Source organism: Paractinoplanes rishiriensis, assembly GCF_016862375.1.
GTDB classification, from domain to species: domain Bacteria; phylum Actinomycetota; class Actinomycetes; order Mycobacteriales; family Micromonosporaceae; genus Actinoplanes; species Actinoplanes rishiriensis.
Genome location: NZ_BOMV01000007.1, coordinates 262059 through 282179, shown reverse-complemented (window position 1 = coordinate 282179; position 20121 = coordinate 262059). Strand labels below are relative to the sequence as shown.

The 20121-nt window shown below is 71.6% G+C and carries 18 protein-coding genes; 13 read left to right on the top strand and 5 right to left on the bottom strand.

What is annotated here, in order from left to right; genetic code table 11:
- Positions 1 to 143: 143 nt before the first annotated feature.
- From Ari01nite_RS05170 to dapB, 4 genes are read left to right on the top strand one after another with little or no spacing between them, the layout of a single operon-like run.
- A complete protein-coding gene (locus Ari01nite_RS05170; RefSeq protein ID WP_203779824.1) occupies positions 144 to 2501 on the top strand; it encodes a polyribonucleotide nucleotidyltransferase in 2358 nt (785 codons plus the stop codon).
- Between the two features lie 6 nt (positions 2502 to 2507).
- Positions 2508 to 3839, top strand: a complete 1332-nt coding sequence (locus Ari01nite_RS05165; protein ID WP_203779822.1) for a M16 family metallopeptidase — start codon at positions 2508 to 2510, stop codon at positions 3837 to 3839.
- A gap of 25 nt (positions 3840 to 3864) precedes the next feature.
- The gene (locus Ari01nite_RS05160; RefSeq protein WP_438872130.1) at positions 3865 to 4851 is read left to right on the top strand and encodes a phosphatase PAP2 family protein; all 987 of its coding nucleotides are present in this window, start codon (positions 3865 to 3867) and stop codon (positions 4849 to 4851) included.
- Positions 4835 to 5593 (top strand): 4-hydroxy-tetrahydrodipicolinate reductase, encoded by a 759-nt coding sequence (gene dapB / locus Ari01nite_RS05155; protein ID WP_203779820.1) that lies wholly within the window; start codon positions 4835 to 4837, stop codon positions 5591 to 5593. Before Ari01nite_RS05160 ends, dapB begins: the two co-directional genes overlap by 17 nt.
- Here dapB and Ari01nite_RS05150 read toward each other — a convergent pair.
- Positions 5579 to 7399: a glycogen debranching N-terminal domain-containing protein gene (locus tag Ari01nite_RS05150; protein ID WP_203779819.1), complete on the bottom strand. Its 1821-nt coding sequence runs from the start codon at positions 7397 to 7399 to the stop codon at positions 5579 to 5581. The two genes, dapB and Ari01nite_RS05150, sit on opposite strands and share 15 nt — an antisense overlap.
- Before the next feature lie 48 nt (positions 7400 to 7447).
- Between Ari01nite_RS05150 and Ari01nite_RS05145 the strand changes: the two genes are divergently transcribed.
- Together Ari01nite_RS05145 and Ari01nite_RS05140 are read left to right on the top strand one after the other, a co-directional pair.
- A complete protein-coding gene (locus tag Ari01nite_RS05145; RefSeq protein WP_203779817.1) occupies positions 7448 to 7885 on the top strand; it encodes a hypothetical protein in 438 nt (145 codons plus the stop codon).
- On the top strand, positions 7882 to 8748 hold the full coding sequence (locus Ari01nite_RS05140; RefSeq protein ID WP_203779815.1) for an MFS transporter permease: 867 nt from the start codon (positions 7882 to 7884) through the stop codon (positions 8746 to 8748). The genes Ari01nite_RS05145 and Ari01nite_RS05140 overlap by 4 nt, the downstream gene beginning before the upstream one ends.
- A gap of 342 nt (positions 8749 to 9090) precedes the next feature.
- On the opposite strand, the gene Ari01nite_RS05135 is transcribed toward Ari01nite_RS05140, so the two are convergent.
- From Ari01nite_RS05135 to Ari01nite_RS05125, 3 genes are read right to left on the bottom strand one after another with little or no spacing between them, the layout of a single operon-like run.
- Positions 9091 to 9477 (bottom strand): thiol-disulfide oxidoreductase DCC family protein, encoded by a 387-nt coding sequence (locus Ari01nite_RS05135; protein ID WP_239162488.1) that lies wholly within the window; start codon positions 9475 to 9477, stop codon positions 9091 to 9093.
- 17 nt (positions 9478 to 9494) lie between these two features.
- Positions 9495 to 10058, bottom strand: a complete 564-nt coding sequence (locus Ari01nite_RS05130) for a GNAT family N-acetyltransferase (protein WP_203779811.1) — start codon at positions 10056 to 10058, stop codon at positions 9495 to 9497.
- Positions 10059 to 10067: 9 nt separating this feature from the next.
- Entirely contained in the window at positions 10068 to 10586 is a 519-nt protein-coding gene (locus Ari01nite_RS05125; protein ID WP_203779809.1) for a GNAT family N-acetyltransferase, read from the bottom strand.
- A 40-nt stretch (positions 10587 to 10626) separates the two neighbouring features.
- On the opposite strand from Ari01nite_RS05125, the gene Ari01nite_RS05120 reads away from it, so the two are divergent.
- The 6 genes from Ari01nite_RS05120 (at position 10627) to Ari01nite_RS05095 (ending at position 17150) form a co-directional block, all read left to right on the top strand.
- Positions 10627 to 11847: a winged helix-turn-helix domain-containing protein gene (locus Ari01nite_RS05120; protein WP_203779807.1), complete on the top strand. Its 1221-nt coding sequence runs from the start codon at positions 10627 to 10629 to the stop codon at positions 11845 to 11847.
- Between the two features lie 5 nt (positions 11848 to 11852).
- Positions 11853 to 12398, top strand: coding sequence for a DUF2752 domain-containing protein (locus Ari01nite_RS05115; protein ID WP_203779805.1), 546 nt, complete (start codon positions 11853 to 11855; stop codon positions 12396 to 12398).
- Positions 12399 to 12423: 25 nt separating this feature from the next.
- The gene (gene dapA, locus Ari01nite_RS05110) at positions 12424 to 13317 is read left to right on the top strand and encodes a 4-hydroxy-tetrahydrodipicolinate synthase (RefSeq protein WP_203779803.1); all 894 of its coding nucleotides are present in this window, start codon (positions 12424 to 12426) and stop codon (positions 13315 to 13317) included.
- Positions 13318 to 13336: 19 nt separating this feature from the next.
- Entirely contained in the window at positions 13337 to 15025 is a 1689-nt protein-coding gene (locus Ari01nite_RS05105; RefSeq protein ID WP_203779801.1) for a ribonuclease J, read from the top strand.
- 162 nt (positions 15026 to 15187) lie between these two features.
- Positions 15188 to 16675, top strand: a complete 1488-nt coding sequence (locus Ari01nite_RS05100) for a S1 family peptidase (protein WP_239162487.1) — start codon at positions 15188 to 15190, stop codon at positions 16673 to 16675.
- A 58-nt stretch (positions 16676 to 16733) separates the two neighbouring features.
- Complete coding sequence (locus tag Ari01nite_RS05095) at positions 16734 to 17150, top strand: DUF2784 domain-containing protein (protein ID WP_203779797.1); 417 nt, start codon at positions 16734 to 16736, stop codon at positions 17148 to 17150.
- Here Ari01nite_RS05095 and Ari01nite_RS05090 read toward each other — a convergent pair.
- Positions 17047 to 17448, bottom strand: coding sequence for a YbjN domain-containing protein (locus Ari01nite_RS05090; protein WP_203780316.1), 402 nt, complete (start codon positions 17446 to 17448; stop codon positions 17047 to 17049). The two genes, Ari01nite_RS05095 and Ari01nite_RS05090, sit on opposite strands and share 104 nt — an antisense overlap.
- Positions 17449 to 17554: 106 nt before the next feature.
- Here Ari01nite_RS05090 and Ari01nite_RS05085 point away from each other — a divergent pair, with 106 nt between their 5' ends.
- Positions 17555 to 20056: a DNA translocase FtsK gene (locus Ari01nite_RS05085; RefSeq protein WP_203779795.1), complete on the top strand. Its 2502-nt coding sequence runs from the start codon at positions 17555 to 17557 to the stop codon at positions 20054 to 20056.
- Positions 20057 to 20121 lie beyond the last annotated feature (65 nt).

Sequence of the window (20121 nt, the reverse complement as noted above, 5' to 3'; positions counted from 1 at the left end):
ACGGACCCGCGCGGCTCACGCCGTCAGCACCGGTCCTCGGTAGTGGTTCCCGAGGCCTAGATCTCGGGCACTTCGATCGAAGACCGGCTCACCTGAACCGCGCTGCAGACCGCCGGGTCCTCGACGAAGGAGTACCGCAACAAATGACAGAGCAGACTGCTCTCGGCACTGACTCCCGTACCGCGATCATCGACAACGGATCGTTCGGCACCCGGGAAATCACCTTCTCTGCCGGTCGGCTCGCCCAGCAGGCCGCCGGCTCGGTTGTCGTCCGGCTCGGCGACACCGTCGTCCTCTCCGCCACCACGGCCAGCAAGCAGCCGAAGGAGCACTTCGACTTCTTCCCGCTGACCGTCGACGTCGAGGAGCGGATGTACGCGGCCGGCCGGATCCCCGGCTCGTTCTTCCGCCGCGAGGGCCGCCCCAGCGAGGACGCCATCCTCACCTGCCGCCTGATCGACCGGCCGCTGCGCCCGTCGTTCACCAAGGGCCTGCGCAACGAGGTCCAGGTCGTCGAGACCGTGCTGGCCCTCGACCCGGCCCACCCGTACGACGTGGTCGCCATGAACGCGGCCTCGATGTCGACCAAGCTGTCCGGCCTGCCGTTCTCCGGCCCGATCGGGTCGACCCGAGTGGCCCGGATCGACGACCAGTGGGTCGCCTTCCCGACGCTCGAGGAGCTGGAGCGGGCCACCTTCGACATGGTGGTGGCCGGCCGAGTCGTCGGAGACGGCCCCAGCGCCGATGTGGCCATCATGATGGTCGAGGCCGAGGCCACCCCGAACGCGATCAAGCTGATCGCCGGCGGCGCGACCGCGCCCACCGAGGAGATCGTGGCCGGCGGCCTGGAGGCCGCCAAGCCCGCGATCCGTGAGCTGTGCCGGGCGCAGAGCGAGCTGGCCGCGATCGCCGCGAAGCCGGCCGTCGAGTTCCCGGTCTTCCTCGACTACCAGGACGACGTCTACTCCGCGGTCGCCGAGTCGGTCCGGGAGGAGGTCGCCGAGGCTCTCAAGATCGCTGCCAAGCAGGAGCGCGAGGAGGCCCTCGACCTGGTCAAGGCCAAGGCGCACGAGCAGCTCGACGAGCGCTTCGAGGGCCGGGAGAAGGAGATCTCCGCGGCCTTCCGGTCGGTCACCAAGAACGAGGTGCGCCAGCGGGTGCTGCGCGAGCAGGTCCGCATCGACGGCCGCGGCCCGCGCGACATCCGGCCGCTGAGCGCCCAGGTGGGCATCCTGCCGCGGGTGCACGGCTCGGCGCTGTTCGAGCGCGGCGAGACCCAGATCATGGGCGTGAGCACGCTCAACATGCTGCGCATGGAGCAGGCGCTGGACACCCTGGCGCCGGAGAAGTCCAAGCGCTACATGCACAACTACAACTTCCCGCCGTACTCGACCGGTGAGACCGGCCGGGTGGGCTCGCCGAAGCGCCGCGAGATCGGTCACGGCGCGCTGGCCGAGCGGGCGCTGGTGCCGGTGCTGCCGGCGCGCGAGGAGTTCCCGTACGCGATCCGCCAGGTCTCCGAGGCGCTGAGCTCGAACGGCTCCACCTCGATGGGCTCGGTCTGCGCCTCGACGCTGTCGCTGCTCGCGGCCGGTGTGCCGCTGAAGGCGCCGGTGGCCGGCATCGCGATGGGCCTGATCTCGGACGAGGTCGACGGCAAGACGCAGTACGTGGCGCTGACCGACATCCTCGGCGCCGAGGACGCGTTCGGCGACATGGACTTCAAGGTCGCCGGTACCAGCGAGTTCGTGACCGCGCTGCAGCTCGACACCAAGCTCGACGGCATCCCGTCGGACGTGCTGGCCGCCGCGCTGCAGCAGGCGCACGACGCCCGCGCGACCATCCTCGGCGTGATGGAGGCGGCGATCAACGCGCCGGCCGAGATGAGCGACCACGCCCCGCGGGTCACCACCGTCAAGATCCCGGTCGACAAGATCGGCATGGTGATCGGCCCCAAGGGCCAGACGATCAACGCGATCCAGGACGAGACCGGCGCCGACATCTCCATCGAGGACGACGGCACGATCTACGTCGGCGCGACCAACGGCCCGTCGGCCGAGGCCGCGGTCGAGCGGATCAACGCGATCGCCAACCCGACGCTGCCCAAGGTCGGCGACAAGTTCCTCGGCACGGTGGTCAAGACGGCCGCGTTCGGCGCGTTCATCTCGCTGCTGCCCGGCCGCGACGGCCTGCTGCACATCTCCAAGGTGGGCGACGGCAAGCGGGTGGACAAGGTCGAGGACTTCCTGAACGTCGGCGACAAGGTCGAGGTGTCCATTGCGGACATCGACGCCCGCGGCAAGATCTACCTCGACAAGGTCCGCCCCGAGGGCGAGGAGGCCCCGGCCGCGGCGGCCGGCGGCGAGGGACGCGAGTCCCGCCCGCCCCGCGAGGACCGTGGCCCGCGCGGTGGTGGCGGCGGCGACGCTGACGGCCCGCGCCGGCGCCGGAGCCGTTCCGGTGGCGACCGCGGTGGCGACCGCGGCGCGCCTCGCGAGTAATCACAGGTGACAACCAGTTCGCGCGGGCCGGCCGGAAGGCCGGCCCGCGCGCTCTCCAAATCCCTCGGCGACGGCGCCCGGCGCACCACCCTGCCCAGCGGCCTGCGTATCGTCACCGAGTCGATCCCCAGTACCCGCAGCGCCTCACTCGGCATCTGGGTGGGTATCGGCTCCCGGGACGAGACGTCGGCCATGTCCGGTGCCTCGCATTTCCTCGAGCACCTGCTGTTCAAGGGCACCCACAAGCGGACCGCGCTGCAGATCTCGGCCGAGATCGAGGCGGTCGGCGGCGAGACCAACGCCTTCACCACGAAGGAATACACCTGCTACTACGCGCGGGTGCTGGACGCCGACCTGCCGCTCGCGGTGGACGTGCTGGTGGACGCGGTGGCCGACTCGATCATCGACCCGGCCGACGTGGAGACCGAGCGCGGCGTCATCCTCGAAGAGATCGCCATGCACGAGGACGAGCCGGGCGACGAGGTGCACGACGTCTTCACCGAGGCGATCTTCGGGGACCACCCGCTCGGGCGGCTCATCTCGGGCACCGAGGAGTCGGTCACCCCGATGACCCGCGGCCAGATCCACGGCTTCTACCGGCGCCGCTACACCGCTCCGGTGATCGTGATCGCGGCGGCCGGCAACCTGGAGCACGCCACCGTGGTCCGGCTGGTGCGCAAGGCGCTGGCCGGCACCGCGCTCGACTCCGGGCCGGCCGAGCCGGCCGCTCCGCGTACCGGGAACAAGCGGGTCCGCACCCAGAAACCGCACACCGTGGTGCGCAACCGGGACACCGAGCAGGCGCACGTGGTGCTCGGCGGGGTCGGCATCGGCCGCCTCGACGACCGCAGGTTCGCCCTCGGCGTGCTCAACAACGTGCTCGGCGGCGGCATGTCGAGCCGGCTGTTCCAGGAGATCCGGGAGAAGCGCGGCCTGGCCTACTCGGTCTACTCGTACGCGTCGCAGTACGCCGACGCCGGCCTGTTCGGCGTCTACGCCGGCTGCGCGCCCGGCAAGGTGGACGAGGTGCTCGACCTGACCCGCGCCGAACTCGCCCGGGTGGCGGCCGCCGGGGTGACCGACGAGGAGATCTCCCGCGGCAAGGGCATGGTGAAGGGCTCGTACGTGCTCGGCCTCGAGGACACCGGCTCGCGGATGAGCCGGCTGGCCAAGTCCGAGTTGCTGTACGGCGAACTGATGGCGGTCGACGAGTTGCTCGGCCGGGTCGACGCGGTGACCGCCGACGAGGTCAACGCGATCGCCGCCGACCTGCTCGCCCAGCCGATGTCGCTGGCCGTGGTCGGACCGTTCGACGAGGCCGCCTTCGCGGGCCGATAGTGCCGCCCGGTTAACCTAGGACCCCGTGACGACGCTGGACACCCCACCCGAGACCCCGGCCACACCGGCCACCCCGGACAGGCGGCGACGCCGGATCGCCGGCATGGCGATCTGGACCGCCGCCTTCGCCGTCTTCATCGTGTTCGTCGGGGTGCCCACCAGCGACCCGCTGATCGCGTTCGGCTGGCTGTGGCTGGCCACCATCGCCTGGCGCAACTACGCGCCGTGGCGCACCCACCTGGTGTTCCTGCGCGACTGGCTGCCGCTCGCCCTGCTGCTGGTCATCTACAACGTCTCGCGCGGCGCCGCCGACCGGTTCTTCGACCCGCACGTCACCGAGCTGATCGACGCGGACGTCTGGATGTTCGGCTGGCTCACCGGTGACCAGATCCCCACGGTCTGGCTGCAGCAGCATCTCTACGAGCGGGGGGTGGTGCACTGGTGGGAGATCGCGGTGGCGCTCGTGTACACCTCGCACTTTCTCACCGTGCCCGCGGTCGGCGCCGTGCTCTGGATGCGCAACCGCGGGCTGTCGTACCGCTACATGCGCCGCTGGATCGCCCTGAGCCTGGCCGGCCTGGTCACCTATTTCCTCTATCCGGCCGCTCCGCCGTGGTGGGCGTGGCGAGAGGGCTACCTGCCCGAGGAGGTCGTGCGGATCTCCTCGAACGGGTTCGACGCGATCGGCCTGCACGGCGCCGGCAACATGCTCAACGCGCTGCAGGTGCACCAGTCCAACCCGGTGGCCGCGATGCCGTCGCTGCACACCGCGTACGCGATGATGGCGGTCGCGTTCTTCCTGCCGCTGGTCCGCCGGCGCTGGTGGCCGCTGCTGCTGGCGTACCCGCTGGCGATGACGTTCACCCTGGTCTACACCGGTGAGCACTACGTGATCGACGTGCTGGTCGGGTGGCTGTACGTGGGCGCCACGTTCCTGTTCGTGGGGCTGGCCGAGCGCTGGTGGACCGGCCGGCGGGGTGCGTTAGGTTATCCCGGTGACAGACCAGCCTGAACCCGTACGTGTCGGCGTCCTCGGAGCCCGGGGCCGGATGGGCCTCGAGGTCTGCAAGGCGGTCGACGCCGCCGACGACCTGGAACTCGTCGCCATGATCGATCAGGGTGACTGGCTCAACGGCGCGGCCGACGCCGGTGCTCAGGTGCTGGTCGACTTCACCACCCCCGACGTGGTCATGGACAACCTGCAGTGGGCCGTCGACCAGGGCATCAGCGTGGTGGTCGGCACCTCCGGGTTCAGCGAGCAGCGGCTCGAGCGGGTGCGCGGCTGGCTCGCCCACAAGCCCGGGGTGGGCGTGCTGATCGCGCCGAACTTCGGGCTCGGCGCCGTGCTGATGATGCAGTTCGCGGCCCGCGCCGCCCGCTACTTCGAATCCGTCGAGATCATCGAGCAGCACCACCCGCGCAAGCTGGACGCACCGAGCGGCACGGCGGCACACACCGCCCGGCTGATCGCGGCGGCGCGGGCCGAGGCGGGGTGCGAGCCGATGCCCGACGCGACCAAGGAGGAGCAGGCCGGAGCGCGGGGCGCCGACGTCGAGGGCGTACGCGTGCACTCGGTCCGCGCCTCCGGGCTGGTGGCCCACCAGGAGGTGCTGTTCGGCAGCGCCGGCGAGACGCTGACCATCCGGCACGATTCCCTCGACCGGGTGTCGTTCATGCCCGGGGTGCTGCTCGCGGTCCGCAACGTCCGCAGCCGTCCGGGCCTGACCATCGGGCTCGACTCACTGCTCGACTGAGAGGCCGGCCGGTAGACCGGTCAGGGCGGTGCCGTCGAAACTCACCGGGTGGCCGGCGATCCGCAGGCCGGTCACCGCCGGGGCGCCGGGCAGCGGCCGCAGGCGCACCACGCCGGCCGGCACGTCGGGTTCCAGGCCCAGCCAGGCCCGTACGATCAGCACGGCCGCGGCGGCCGACCAGGCCTGCGGCTCACAGGCTCCGGGGTAGGGGATCGGCCGGGTCAGGGCGTACCCGGCGTACAGCTCAGGAAGCCGGAAGCCGAACGCCTGGCCGGCACCCAGCAGGCCCTCGATCAGCGTCAGCGCCTCGGCGGCAAAGCCGCCTCGCGCCAGCCCGGCGGCCACGATGGCGGTGTCGTGCGGCCAGATCGAGCCGCAGTGGTACGAGAGCGGGTCGTAGGCGGGGTCGGCGGCCGACAGCGTGCGCAGGCCGGGACCGCCGGACATGCCGTCGCCGGCCAGCGCGGCGGCGACCCGGGACTCCTCGGCCCGGGTCAGCAGACCGGTGCCCAGCAGGTGACCGATGTTGCTGGTCAGGGCGTCGACCGGGCGGCCGTGACGGTCGAGGGCCAGGGCCGGATGGGCGCCGGCCCAGAATCGCTCGCGGAACCGGCCGGCCAGGGCGTCCGCGTACCCGCGCCAGTGGTCTCCGCCCGGGCGGCCGAACGCGTCCAGCAGGGCGGCGGCGTCGCGGGCCGCGCGGTAGGCGTAGCCCTGCACCTCGGCCAGGGCGATCGGCGGCTCGGCCATCCGGACCGCCTCGGCGGAGTCCTTCCAGCCCTGGTTGGACAGGCCACGGCCGGAGGCGTCGTGGTAGGTCAGGAAGCCGTCGTGGCCGGCCAGCCAGCCGAGCGCGGCCTCGAGGCGGGGCAGCAGGGCGGCTATCTCGGCAGGGTCGTGTCCCCAGCGCCAGGCGTCGTGCAGCAGGCTGATCCAGAGCGGGGTGGCGTCGATGGTGCCGTAGTACACCGGGGGCAGGCGCAGGTCGTCGATAGCGGGATCGGGGCGGCGCAACTCGTGCATGATCTTGCCGGGCGCCTCGCCGGTGACCGGGTCGTCGCGGGTGCCCTGGCGGCGGGCGAGCACGCGCAAGGTGCTCACGGCCAGGCCGGTGCCGAGCGGCAGCAGCATCCGGGCGGCCCACAGGCTGTCCCGGCCGAAGAGGGTGAGATACCAGGGCGCTCCGGCGGCCAGGAACGTGTCGCCGTCGTCGTGCGGGGTGCTGAGCCGCAGCGAGGCCAGGTCGTCCAGGGAGCGGTCGAGCAGGCCGGCGAGGCGGAGGTCGGTGGTGGCGGGCCGGGACCAGGTGGCGTCGCCGGGGACGAGGATCGCGTCGGGGTCGTGGAACGTTGCCGTCCAGTGCAGCCGGGCGGTCTCGCCGGGGCTCAGGGTGAGCGGCCAGGTCAGGTTCCCGGGAAGGTCGACGGTGACCGCGCGGCGTCCGGTGTCGCCGCCGGTGCGGACGACCTCGATCGGGGTCTGGTCGGGGTGGGCTTCGACGGTGACCGTGGTGGTGACCTGCCTTGTCGCGGTCACCTCGATCGCCTCGTCGACGGCGCCGGGGCGTACCCGCCTGGTGCGGATGACCCGGATCTTTCCGCTGATGGCGATGAATCGGGTGGCGCTGGCTCCGGCGGGGGCGTGGCCGACCGGGTCCGGTTCGCGGCCGTCGAGGCGGAGCAGTACGGCCTTCAGCACCCGGGTGTCGGCGTGGTAGACGCCCTGCGCGCCGCCCGGCCGGATCTGACCGTCCGGACCGCTCAGCGCCATGGTCGGTGCGGCCAGCGTGGGCACCAGGTCCTGCATCTCGGCTCCTCCCCGGCAGGTGGACCGCAACCGGTAGGTTGTCGTCCGATGAGTGAGCTATCCGTGCGCGGCCGGTGGACCAGGGTGGTCGCCACCGTGCTCTGCGGTGGGCTGCTGCTGGCCGGCACGCTCTACGGCCAGGACGACGACTTCCCGTTCGGCCCGTTCCGGATGTACTCCACCGGCCCCGACCCCAACGGCGACGCCCGGGACACCCGGGTCGAGGGCACCGACGACCAGGGCCGGACGGTGCCGATCACTGAGGGCAACAGCGGCATCCGCCGCGCCGAGATCGAGGGACAACAGCAGGCGTACGTGGACACGCCGTCGCGCCTGGCCGAGGTCGCGGCCGCCTATCAGGAGCACTCGCCGGCCGCGGCCCCGCTGCGCTCGGTGCGCATCGTGATCCGTTGGCATGGTATCGAGGAGGCTCGCCCCACCGGCACCTTCCGCGATCAGGTCATCGCCGAGTGGACCCGGCCATGAGCTGGCTGTTCGCGCCGGTGCCGCGCGCCCGGATCGCCGCCTTCCGCACACTGGTCTACCTCTTCGTGGCGGCCGACCTGGTCATCTTCACGCCGTGGGTGCGCTCGCACGCGAACACCCCCGCCGAGCTGTACGAGCCGCTGCTGATCGGCCGCCTGCTGCCGCTGCCCACGCCGACGCCGCTGCTGGTGCACGGCGTGTTCGGGGTCCTGCTGGCCCTGTCGCTGGCGGCCGCCACCGGCCGGGCGCCGCGAGCCCTGGGCTGGCCGGTCTTCCTGCTCTACTTCGAGTGGATGATCATCGCGATGAGCTACGGCAAGGTCGACCACGACCGCGTCGGCCTGCTCGTGGCGCTCGCGGTCCTGCCCACGGTCGGCCGGGCCCGGCACGGCGACCGGTCACTCACGGAGGCGGGCGGCTGGGCGCTGCGGGTCACCCAGATCGCGGTGGTCTGCACATACTTCCTGGCCGCGTGGGCCAAGCTGCGCTTCGGCGGCCTGGACTGGGTGACCAGCGCGGTCCTGGCCCAGGCCATCATCCGCCGCGGCACCTGGCTGGCCGACGAGGTGGCCGCGGTCCCCGGCCTGCTGATCGTGGCCCAGTGCAGCATCATGGCGTTCGAGCTGCTGAGCCCCTTGATCTTCGTGGTCCCGGAACGGTGGCGGTGGGCGGTGGTCGCCTTCTTCTACTCGTTCCACGCAATGACGTTCGCAATGATCACGATCTCCTTCGCGCCTCATCTGGTCGCGATGACGAGCTTCCTGCACCTGGAAAAGGTCCGCCCGATCGTCTGGACCCGCCGCTTGCTGGGCCGCGCTCCCACTCCCCACCCGCCAGACCCGGTCCCCGCGGCGTCCCCCTGACGTCCGCCCCGGCCTGCCCGCCCCGGCCTGCTCTGGCCGGCCTGCCCCGCCCCGGCCGGCCCGGCCACGCCGGGGCCTCGCGCTCCCCGGTGGTGCTTTTGCGGCAAATATCCGGCCCCGGTCCTCTGTGACGCCATGCTGTCGATCTGCTGTACGGCCGGGTGAACTTTCGATCATGTGGAGTACCGGTTCGGGCGGAGTGGGGACTCGACAAGATCTGCGGGCGGCGGGTGGAAGGGTGGTGTGCGCGGGGTGAGGGTCGGGACAGCCCGGTCGTGCGCGCGGAGAAGGAGTTGCAGCTAGGGTGGCGTGCCTCCGGGGACTGGGCGCCGCCCGTACCTTCTAAAGGTTTCTCTGGGCCTGGGGCAGTGAGCAGGCCGCGGTGCCGCCGGGCAGCAGATGGCGGTGTTCGGCGATCCAGCGGTAGGCGGGCCAGGCCGCCGCCCGGACGGGGGAGAACGCCAGGGCGGACGCCGGCACCTGCCACAAGCGGCCGGCGTCGTGCAGCAGGGCGGCTATCGCGTCGGGGCCCGCGGCAACCGTGCCGTCGGGGGACACCCACTGGACCGCCTCCTCGCACTGGTCCGTGGTCAGGCCCAGGGCGTCCAGGTCGGCGAACTGCCAGGGGACCACTCGGGCCCTGGTGGGGATGCGGCGCTCGATGAACTGGGCGCAGGTGGTGCAGAACGAGCAGTCGCCGTCGTAGACGAAGGTGGGTGTCGCGGTCACCTGATCATTCTGCGGCATCAGATGGTCGCCAGGGACGCATGCAGGCGGAGTTGGGGGACCAGCATGTCGTCGACGTCCAGGGCGCGGCCGGCTCCGTCCGGCTCCCAGCCGGCCGAGGACAGGAACTTCTGCATTGCCTGGTCCTGTTCGTAAGCCCAGGCCACGGCGTGCGTGAAGCCGTCCTCGCGCCACAGGTCCACCGCGGCGGAGAGCAGTCGGGAGCCGTGGCCGCGGCGGCCCCAGCGTGGTTCGACCAGCAGATCGGTCACGGCGGCGTGGCCGGGCGGCAGCGGCGGCTCCTCGGGGGCCAGGGCCTGCTCGTCGGCGGGGCCGGCGGCCGCGAAACCGACCACCTGGGTGGCGCTCTCGCCCTGCTCGACCGCGATCAGCACGCGGTGTTTCGGGGTCGGCGGGGCCTGGATCGCCTCGTCCCAGCCGCGTGCCAGGTAGGCCTCGTCCAGGTTGGCCAGGATGTGTGCGGGAAACATCCGGCGGTACGCGGTGCGCCAGGTCTCCAATTGAATGCGGGCGATGTCGGTTGCGTCCTCCGGACGCGCGGGGCGGACGAAGCCGAGTGCCATGCGCCGAGCCTACAGAGGGGTCGCGTAGCGCATTTCAGGCAGCTCCACCGGGCTGTCCCGCGGGGTCCAGGACTGCTCAACGCCGTCCGGTGCCAAACCCAACCGCTCATAAAAACGCCGGGCCCGTACGTTCGCGGTCAGCACCCACAGCCGCAGGTCGGGGAAGCCGTCGGCGGTCAGTCCGGCCTTCGCGGCCAGGAAGAGTTCGCGGCCGATCCCCCGGCCCCAGCGGTCGGGGTGGACGTAGATGGCGTACAGGTGGCCCATGCCCTCGTCGAAGCCGCCGTCGTCGCGGAGGTACGGGCCGAAGTTGGCGAATCCGACAATCTTCCCGTCCGCCTCGGCCACCAGCAGGTGCTGGTCGGGGCGCATCGGGTAGTTGCGGCGGCGTTCGGCGTTGCGGACCGGGTCGAGGCCGGCCAGGTACTCGGCCGGGACGATGCCGGCGTAGCCCGCCTGCCAGCTGCGCACGCTGACCTCGCCCACGCCCTCGAAGTCGGCGTCGGTGTGCGGACGGATGACGGTCATCCCGCGATTTTGTCGTACCCCTCCTCTAGCGTGCACATCGATGGCCCTTCCCGAATCGCTCTCCGTCGCGCAGGCCCGCCGCATCACGCTGGCCGCGCAGGGGTTCACCGACCCCAGGCCCGGTGGCGCCACCGACATGCGCCACCTGCGCCGCGTGCTGCGCCGGCTGCACCTGATCCAGATGGACTCGGTAAACGTGCTGCAGCGCGCCCACTTCATGCCGCTCTACAGCCGCCTCGGCCCCTACCCGGTCGAGCTGCTCGAGCGGGCGGCCTACCGCAAGCCCCGCGAGCTGTTCGAGTTCTGGGGGCACGAGGCCTCGCTGATCACCACCGACCTCCAGCCGCTGTTCCGCTGGCGGATGGCCCGGGCGCACGAGTATGCGTGGGGCAACATGCGGCGGATCGTGGCCGAGCAGCCCGAGCTGGTGGCCTGGGTGCTCGACGAGGTCCGCGAGCGCGGGCCGATCACGGCGGCCGAGATCGAGCATGACGCGCCCCGCCGCACCGACCACTGGGGGTGGAACTGGTCGGTGGTCAAGCAGGCGCTGGAGTGGCTTTTCTTCACCGGTCAGGTGACCGCGGCCGAGCGCACCACCTCGTTCGCCCGCCGGTACGACCTGACCGAGCGGGTGCTGCCGCGATCGGTGCTCGACGTGGCCACGCCAGCCGTGCCGGACGCGTTCCGGGCCCTGGTCGGGCTGTCCGCGCGGGCGCTGGGCGTGGCGGCCGAGGGTGAGCTGCGCGACTATTTCCGGCTCCCGGTCGAGGGCTTCAAGCAGGCCGTCGCCGAACTGGTCGAGGACCGGGTGCTGATCCCGGTGACGGTGGCCGGCTGGAAGGGCCCGGTCTACCTGCATCACGAGGCGCGGCTGCCGCGCTGGGTGCGGGCGGCCACTCTGGTCAGCCCGTTCGACCCGCTGATCTGGGAGCGGGCGCGCACCCAGCGGCTGTTCGACCTGAACTACCGGATCGAGATCTACGTGCCGGCGCCGCAGCGGCTGTACGGCTACTACGTCCTGCCGTTCCTGCTCGGCGACCGGTTCGCGGCCCGGGTCGACCTCAAGGCCGACCGCAAGACCGGGGTGCTGCAGATTCCGGCCGCCTGGCTCGAGCCCGGCGCCGACCCGGACGAGACCGCGGTGGCCCTGGCCGCCGAGCTGCACCAGCTGGCCGGCTGGCTCGGGCTGCACACGGTGGCCGCGCCCGACCGGGGCGACTTCGCGGGGGCGCTGGCCGCGGGCCTCGCGGGTGTAGCGTGACGGCCATGAGTGCGGCGACCACCGACTATCCCTGGCTGGCCGACGAGCCGGTGCAGGGGCCGCCGGTCCCGCCCGAGTGGCTCGGCTACTACCCGGCACCCGAGCCCGACCGGGTGACCCGGTTCGTCCAGCGGGTGTGGACCAGGTCACCGATCTGGGCCGCGCCGGCCGCGCTGCTGGTCTGCATGGCCGGCGCGGTGGGCTACACGCTGGCCACCAACCCGACCGTGGCCGGTGCCGGCGACGCACCCACCTGCCTGCTGAAATACACCACCGGGTTCGTCTGCCCGGGCTGCGGCGGCACCCGCGCCGCATGGTATCTGCTGCACGCCGACCTGCCGGCCGCCGCCCGGCACCACGCGATCTTCGTCTTCGCGGTGCCGTTCCTGCTGTACATGTACCTGGCCTGGACCGGAAAGCGGCTGTTCAACTGGCGGCTGCCGCAGTTGACCATCTCGCCGGCCGTCATGATCGCGTTCGTGGCGGTCTGGGGCGTCTGGAGTGTGCTGCGTAACCTGCCCTGGGCCCCGTTCACCGCTTTCTACGTCTGACCCGGTCGTCCGATAGGTTGTGGGTATGACGCACGACCCGCGACCCTTCGGACGGCTGCTGACCGCCATGGTCACCCCGTTCACCACCGACGGCACCCTCGACGTCGAGGGCGCGGCGAAACTGGCCACCTACCTGATCGACGAGCAGGGCAACGACGCGCTCGTGATCAGCGGCACCACGGGCGAGTCACCGACCACCACCGACGCGGAAAAGGACACCCTCCTGCGCGCGGTGGTCGAGGCGGTCGGCGACCGGGCCCGGGTGGTGGCGGGCGTGGGCACCAACAACACCGCACACACCATCGAGCTGGCCCACACTGCCGAAAAGGCCGGCGCCCACGGCCTGCTGGTCGTCACCCCCTACTACAACAAGCCGCCGCAGGCCGGCGTGGCCAAGCACTTCCTGACCGTCGCCGACGCGGTCGGGCTGCCCGTCATGGTCTACGACATCCCGCACCGGGCCGGCACGGCGATCGCCACCGAGACCATGTGCCGGATCGCCGAGCACGACCGGATCGTCGCGGTCAAGGACGCCAAGGGCGACTTCGTCGCGTCCTCGTGGGTGACCAGCCGCACCGATCTGGCCTACTACTCCGGCGACGACGCGGCGACGCTGCCGCTGCTCGCCATCGGCGGGGTCGGTCTGGTGGGCACCTCGACCCACTTCACCGGCCGGATCGCGAAGGACCTGATCGAGGCCTTCGAGCGGGGTGACGCGGCCGCCGCGCTGGCCCTGCACCGGCAGGGGATGCCGCTGTTCACCGGCATCTTCCGGCAGCCGGGCACCATGCTGGTAAAGGCCGGCCTGCGCGCCCGGGGACTGCCCGCGGGCCCGGTCCGGTCGCCGCTGGTGGACGCCGGCGACGACGAGTTGAACCAACTGCGCCAGGACGCCGCCGCGGCGGGCATCGTCCTCTGAGAAAGATAGAAAGACGCGAATGACTCAAGCTCACGCGGAGCTGGATCCGCCGCCGCCGCTGCCGGAGGGCGCCCTGCGCGTCATCCCGTTCGGCGGGCTCGGGGCCATCGGCCGCAACATGACCGTCCTCGAGTTCGACGGGAGACTGCTCGTCATCGACTGCGGGGTGCTCTTTCCCGACGTCGAGCAGCCCGGCGTCGACCTGATCCTGCCCGACTTCAGCCCCATCCTCGACCGCCTGGACGACATCCAGGCGATCGTGCTCACGCACGGCCACGAGGACCACATCGGCGCCGTGCCCTACCTGCTGGCGCACAAGGCGGACATCCCGCTGGTCGGCTCCGAGTTCACGCTCGCGCTGGTCGAGGCCAAGCTGGCCGAGCGCCGGCTCGACCCGTACACGCTGACCGTGCGCGAGGGGCAGACCGAGCGGCTCGGCCCGTTCGAGTGCGAGTTCTTCGCGGTCAACCACTCGATCCCGGATGCGCTGGCGGTCGCCGTGCGCACGCCGGCCGGCCTGGTCCTGCACACCGGCGACTTCAAGATGGATCAGGTGCCGCTGGACGGCCGGATCACCGACCTGGCCGGATTCGCCCGGCTCGGCGCCGAGGGTGTCGACCTGCTGCTGTCCGATTCGACCAACGCCGAGGTGCCCGGCTTCGTGGCCCCCGAGCGGGACATCGGCCCGGTGCTCAGCTCGATCTTCGGCAAGGCCCGCGGCCGGATCATCGTGGCCAGCTTCGCCTCGCACGTGCACCGGGTGCAGCAGGTGATGGACGCCGCCTGGGAGTACGAACGCAAGGTCGCCCTGATCGGCCGCTCGATGGTGCGCAACATGGGCATCGCCCGCGACCTGGGCCTGCTGAACATCCCGGACGGCCTGCTGGTCAGCCTGGACGAGGCCACCAACATGCCGGCCGACGAGATCGTCTTCATGTCGACCGGGTCGCAGGGCGAGCCGATGAGCGCCCTGGGCCGGATGGCCACCGGCGACCACCGGCACATCACGATCGCGCCCGGCGACACCGTGGTGCTGGCCAGTTCGCTGGTGCCCGGCAACGAGACCTCGGTCTACCGGGTGATCAACCGGCTGTCCCGGGCCGGCGCCACGGTGGTGCACAAGGAGACGGCCAAGGTGCACGTCTCCGGGCACGCCCCGGCCGGCGAGCTGCTCTATCTGCTCAACGTGGTGCGGCCGAGCAACCTGATGCCGGTGCACGGCGAGTGGCGGCACCTGCGGGCGCACGCCCAGCTCGGCATCGAGTCCGGGGTGGCAGCCGACCGGGTGGTCCTCTGTGAGGACGGCGACGTGGTCGACCTGGTCGAGGGGCACGCCCGGCACGTGGGGCGGGTCAAGAACCAGTACGTGTACGTGGACGGCCTCGCGGTCGGCGACGTCAGCGATTCGCTGCTCACCGAACGGCGGATTCTCGGCGACGGCGGGTTCATCGCGGCCACCGTGGTGATCGACTCGGTGACCGGCAAGGTGGTCGGCGAGCCGAGCGTCTCGGCCAAGGGCTTCAGCGAGGACCCGGAGGCATTCAATCCGGTGATTCCGCTGCTCACCGCGGCACTGGACCGGTCGGCCGAGGACGGCATCACCGATCCTCATCAGTTGCAGCAGGTGGTGCGCCGGACGGTGGGCCGCTGGGTCAACGACGCCTATCGGCGGCGGCCGATGATCGTGCCAACCGTTGTCGAAGTCTGATCCGTTCAACCATCCGGGCCCGACGTCCGTACCTCTTGTCACGGTGCCGCCCCCACGGCACCCGTGGCGAGGGGAGTTCCTCATATGCAGCGCAGCAGGATCGCCGTGGCGGCGGCGGTCGTGGTGGCAGCCGGTGCGGCCGTAGCGTTCACACTGCCGTCCATGGCAGGCACTACGGACGAGTCCGGCAAGGTCGTCTCCACCAAGTCCGGCGTGGCCCCGCAGATTCTCGCGGCCATGAAGCGGGACATGGGCCTGGATGCCGACCAGGCGACCGCCCGTCTTCAACGCGCACTGTGGGCGAGCGGCGTGTCCGCCAAGCTCTCCGCGCAGACCGGCAGCGATTTCGGTGGCGCCTGGCTGGCCGCCGACGGCACGACGCTGAAGATCGCGGTCACCGACGCGGCCGCGGCCGATGCGGTGCGCGAGGCTGGTGCGGTGCCGGTGCGGGTCAAGCGCAGCGAGCAGGCGCTGATCGCGGCCAAGGAGTCGCTCGACGGGCAGCGCGCCGACGCGGACGGCCTGACCGGCTGGTACGTGGACGTCGCGACCAACAAGCTGGTCGTGGTGGCCAAGCCCGGCCAGACCGGCGCTGCCGAGGAGTTCGCCGACGACGCCGGTGTGGACGCTGACGCGGTCACCGTCAAGGTGAGCTCGGCCCAGCCGAAGCCGCTGTTCGACGTGCGCGGCGCCGACCCGTACTTCATCGCGGTGGGTGGCGGGCAGGCCCGCTGCTCGATCGGCTTCTCGGTGACGGTCGGCTTCGTGACCGCCGGTCACTGCGGCCAGGTCGGCGACACCACCACGGGCTTCAACCAGGAGGCGCAGGGCGAGGTCGGCGGTTCGGTCTTCCCGGGCACCGCGGACATGGGCTTCGTCGAGGTCAACGGCGACTGGGACCCGCGCCCGGTGGTCAACGACTTCGAGGGCAACGAGCTTCCGGTGGCCGGCAACGCCGAGGCCCCGGTGGGCGCCGCGATCTGCCGGTCCGGCTCGACCACCGGCACGTTCTGCGGCACGGTCCTCGCCAAGAACCAGACCGTCGTCTACCCGGAGGGCGCGGTCAGCGGCCTCACCCGGACCGACGTCTGCGCCGAGGGCGGCGACTCCGGCGGCCCGTGGCTGTCCGGCGACCAGGCCCAGGGTGTCACCTCCGGTGGCTCCGGCGACTGCACGGTGGGTGGCGAGACCTTCTTCCAGCCGCTCAACGAGATCCTCGCGGTCAACAACCTCACGCTGGTGACCACCGGCGGCGGTGCGGGCGAGGAGGCCCCGCCGGCCGAGGAGGCCCCGCCGGCCGAGGAAGCTCCGCCGGCTGAGGAAGCCCCGCCGGCCGAGGAGGCCGGTTGTGCCGACCAGGCCGTGCAGCGGCAGGGTGAGCTGCGGAACGGCCGCGCGCAGGCGACGCCGGGCAACGGCGCCTTCCGGGCCTCGGCCGGCACCCAGACCGCCTGCCTGGACGCCCCCGACGGTGCCGACTTCGACCTGGTGCTCCAGCGGCAGACCCGCAACGGGTTCCGCACGGTCGCCCAGGCCACCGGCGAGGGTGACAAGACGCTGAGCGCGAACCTGCGCTCCGGCACCTACCGGTACGTCGTGGTTGCTTCCTCCGGCAGCGGCGCGTACACCCTGGGGTTCTCGACCCCGTAGCGGATACGGCGGGTACCGCCCCACCTGCCGAGGGTGGTGCCCGCCGTACCGTGAACGAGTGAGTTTCTACGAAGCCGTCGCGCATGTCGCCGTGGGCCTGCACTTCGCGTTCCTGGCCCTGGGACTGCTCGGCGGCTTCGTCGCGTGGCGGTGGCCGCGGCTGCTCTGGTTCCAGGTGGCCGCGGCGGCCTGGCTGGTCCTCGTGGTGGCCGCGAGCCTGCCCTGCCCGCTCACCTGGGTGGAGGACCGGGCCCGGGCCGGGGCCGGGCTGCCCGCGCACGTCGGCGGGTTCCTCGACAACCACGTGGCCGGCGTGTTCTATCCGGTCGGGCACGAGCGGGCCGCGCAACTGGTGGCGGCGCTGCTGGTGCTCAGCTCGTGGGCCGGCCTTGCCGTAGTCCGGCGACGGCGTCGGCGAGCTGACAGCCCGTCGCGATCCCGCAGATCAGCACCTGATCCAGCTGCTCGGGAGTGACGCCCTTCTCCCAGTCGGCCAGCACCTCGCCGATCACGTTGACCGTGCCGTCGTCCTGGACGTGCACGTACGCCTTGGGCCAGAGCCGGTCGTGATTCCACGCGTTGCAGAACTCGTAGAGCTGGACCACGTCGTCCATGCCGAAGACGTGCTGCACCATGGCGCGCACCTGAAGCATCTCGCGGTTGTCGCCGAGTTGGAAGAAGTAGATGAGGTTGCCCTGGAAGTTGCCGACCACGTCGCCGTCCTCGTCGACCGCGTACGCGTAACCGCGCGCGTCGAGCACCGACTTGATCATCTCGTGAGTCAAAGCCTGCACCGGACGATCCTAGGCCGTCGAAAGCGAAGATTGGTCGCGGTGCGCCTTCCGGACGCCTGAGCCTCCCGACGCTACGGTGTAGACCATGGCGGGCCGAACTCCTCCGGCGAGCCGGGGTCGTGCCACGTCCACGTCGCGCGGCGCCGCGACCAGCCGTGCCCGGCAACCGGCCCGGCAGCCCGCGCGCCGCCCGGCGAAACGCCGGCCGGCCAGCCGCGCCCGGCCGTCGATGGGTGCCGCCCTGGCCACCGGCGTGGGCCGCGGCCTCGGCGCGCTCTGGATGGGCGTGGCACACAGCGTCGGCTGGTTGGCCCGCGGCGTCGGCAAGCAGGCCGCCACCACCAAGGAGATCGATCCGGCGCACCGCCGCGACGGCGCCGGCCTGTTGCTGCTCGGCCTCGCCATCCTGATCGGCGTCGCGGTCTGGGCCGGCAGCGCCGGCCCGGTCGGCACCTGGCTGGCCGACGCCACCCGGCTGTTCCTCGGCGGGCTGGCCGTGCTGCTCCCGCTGCTGCTGCTGTACGGCGCCGTCCGGCTGATGCGCCGGCCGGCCGACCCGGAGCACCGCGGGCGCACCCTGGTCGGCTGGACCGCGATCGTGATGTCCACCGCGGCACTGCTGCACGTCGCCCAGGAGCCGCGCGCCGAACTCGACGTGGACCGGGCCGGCGGCCTGCTCGGCTACGGCATCGGCGGGCTGCTCGAGCGGGCCGTGACCGCGTGGGTCGCCGTACCGCTGCTGGTTCTGCTCTTCGTCTTCGGCCTTCTGGTGATCACCGCAACCCCGATCAACCGGATTCCGGAACGGCTGATGCTGCTGGTCGACGTGCTGCTCGGCCGGTCGACCAGGCGGGCCCCGCTGCCCGAACCGGACCTCGACCTCGACCTGGACGCCGAGAACGAGCCGGTCAAGCCGCGGCGCCCGTCCCGCCGCCGACAGGGTTCGCTGTCCGACATCGGGCTGGCCCCGGACGACCCGGCCGACGAGGACGACCAGATCCTGCACGACGTGGTCGCGGTGCCCAAGGTCCCGGCCAGTCGCAAGAGGCCGGTGCCGGAGCCGCCCGAGCACTCGCCGCTGCCCACCCGCGCCGAGCAGCTGGAGATCTCATCGGTGCCCGGCGACTACCGGCTGCCGCCGCCGTCGCTGCTCGGCAAGGGCGCGCCGGCGAAGTCCCGCAGCCGCGCCAACGACGAGGTGATGGCCGCGCTCACCGGCGTGTTCGACCAGTTCAACGTCGACGCGGTGGTCACCGGCTTCACCCGCGGCCCGACGGTGACCCGGTACGAGGTCGAGGTCGGACCGGGCGTCAAGGTCGAGCGGATCACCCAGCTCTCCCGCAACATCGCGTACTCGGTGAAGTCGCCGGACGTGCGCATCCTGAGCCCGATCCCGGGCAAGAGCGCGGTCGGCGTGGAGATCCCCAACACCGACCCGGAGAACGTGTCGCTCGGCGACGTGCTGCGCTCGCGGGCGGCCACCGCCGATCACCACCCGATGGTGGTGGCGCTCGGCAAGGACATCGAGGGCGGCTTCGTGGTGGCCAACCTGGCCAAGATGCCGCACATCCTGATCGCCGGTGCCACCGGCGCGGGCAAGAGCTCCTGCCTCAACTCGCTGCTGGTCTCGCTGCTCACGAGGGCCACCCCTGACGAGGTACGCCTGCTGCTGGTCGACCCCAAGCGGGTGGAGATGACCGCGTACGAGGGCATCCCGCACCTGGTGTCGCCGATCATCACGAACCCCAAGAAGGCGGCCGACGCGCTGGAGTGGGTCGTCCGCGAGATGGACATGCGGTACGACGACCTGGCCGCCAACGGGGTGCGGCACATCGACGACTTCAACCGCAAGGTGCGCAACGGCGAGATCACCGCGCCGCCCGGCAGCGAGCGGGTGATGAAGCCGTATCCGTACCTGCTGGTGATCATCGACGAGCTGGCCGACCTGATGATGGTGGCGCCGCGCGACGTGGAGGACTCGGTCGTCCGGATCACCCAGCTGGCCCGGGCCGCCGGCATCCACCTGGTGCTGGCCACCCAGCGGCCGTCGGTGGACGTGGTGACCGGTCTGATCAAGGCGAACGTGCCGTCGCGGCTGGCGTTCGCGACCTCGTCGCTGGCCGACAGCCGGGTCATCCTCGACCAGCCCGGCGCGGAGAAGCTGCTGGGCCGCGGTGACGGCCTGTTCCTGCCGATGGGTGCGTCCAAGCCGGTGCGCATCCAGGGCGCCTGGGTCGACGAGAAAGAGATCGCCTCGGTCGTCAAGTTCTGCAAGGACCAGCGTGAGCCGGAGTTCCGCCAGGACGTCACCGAGGCGCCGCCCAGCAAGAAGAAGCAGATCGACGAGGAGGTCGGCGACGACCTCGAGCTACTGGTCCAGGCGATCGAACTGGTCGTCTCCAGCCAGTTCGGCTCGACCTCGATGCTGCAGCGCAAGCTGCGGGTCGGTTTCGCCAAGGCGGGCCGGCTCATGGACCTCATGGAGACCCGCGGCATCGTGGGGCCGTCCGAGGGCAGCAAGGCCCGTGACGTGCTGGTCAAACCGGACGAGCTGGAGGAGTCGCTGGCCTCGCTGCGGGTCGACTAGTAGCGCGTGCCCGACGATCAGCACGGCGGCCAGCATCATCGCGGCCGGGAGGGTCATCGACTCGC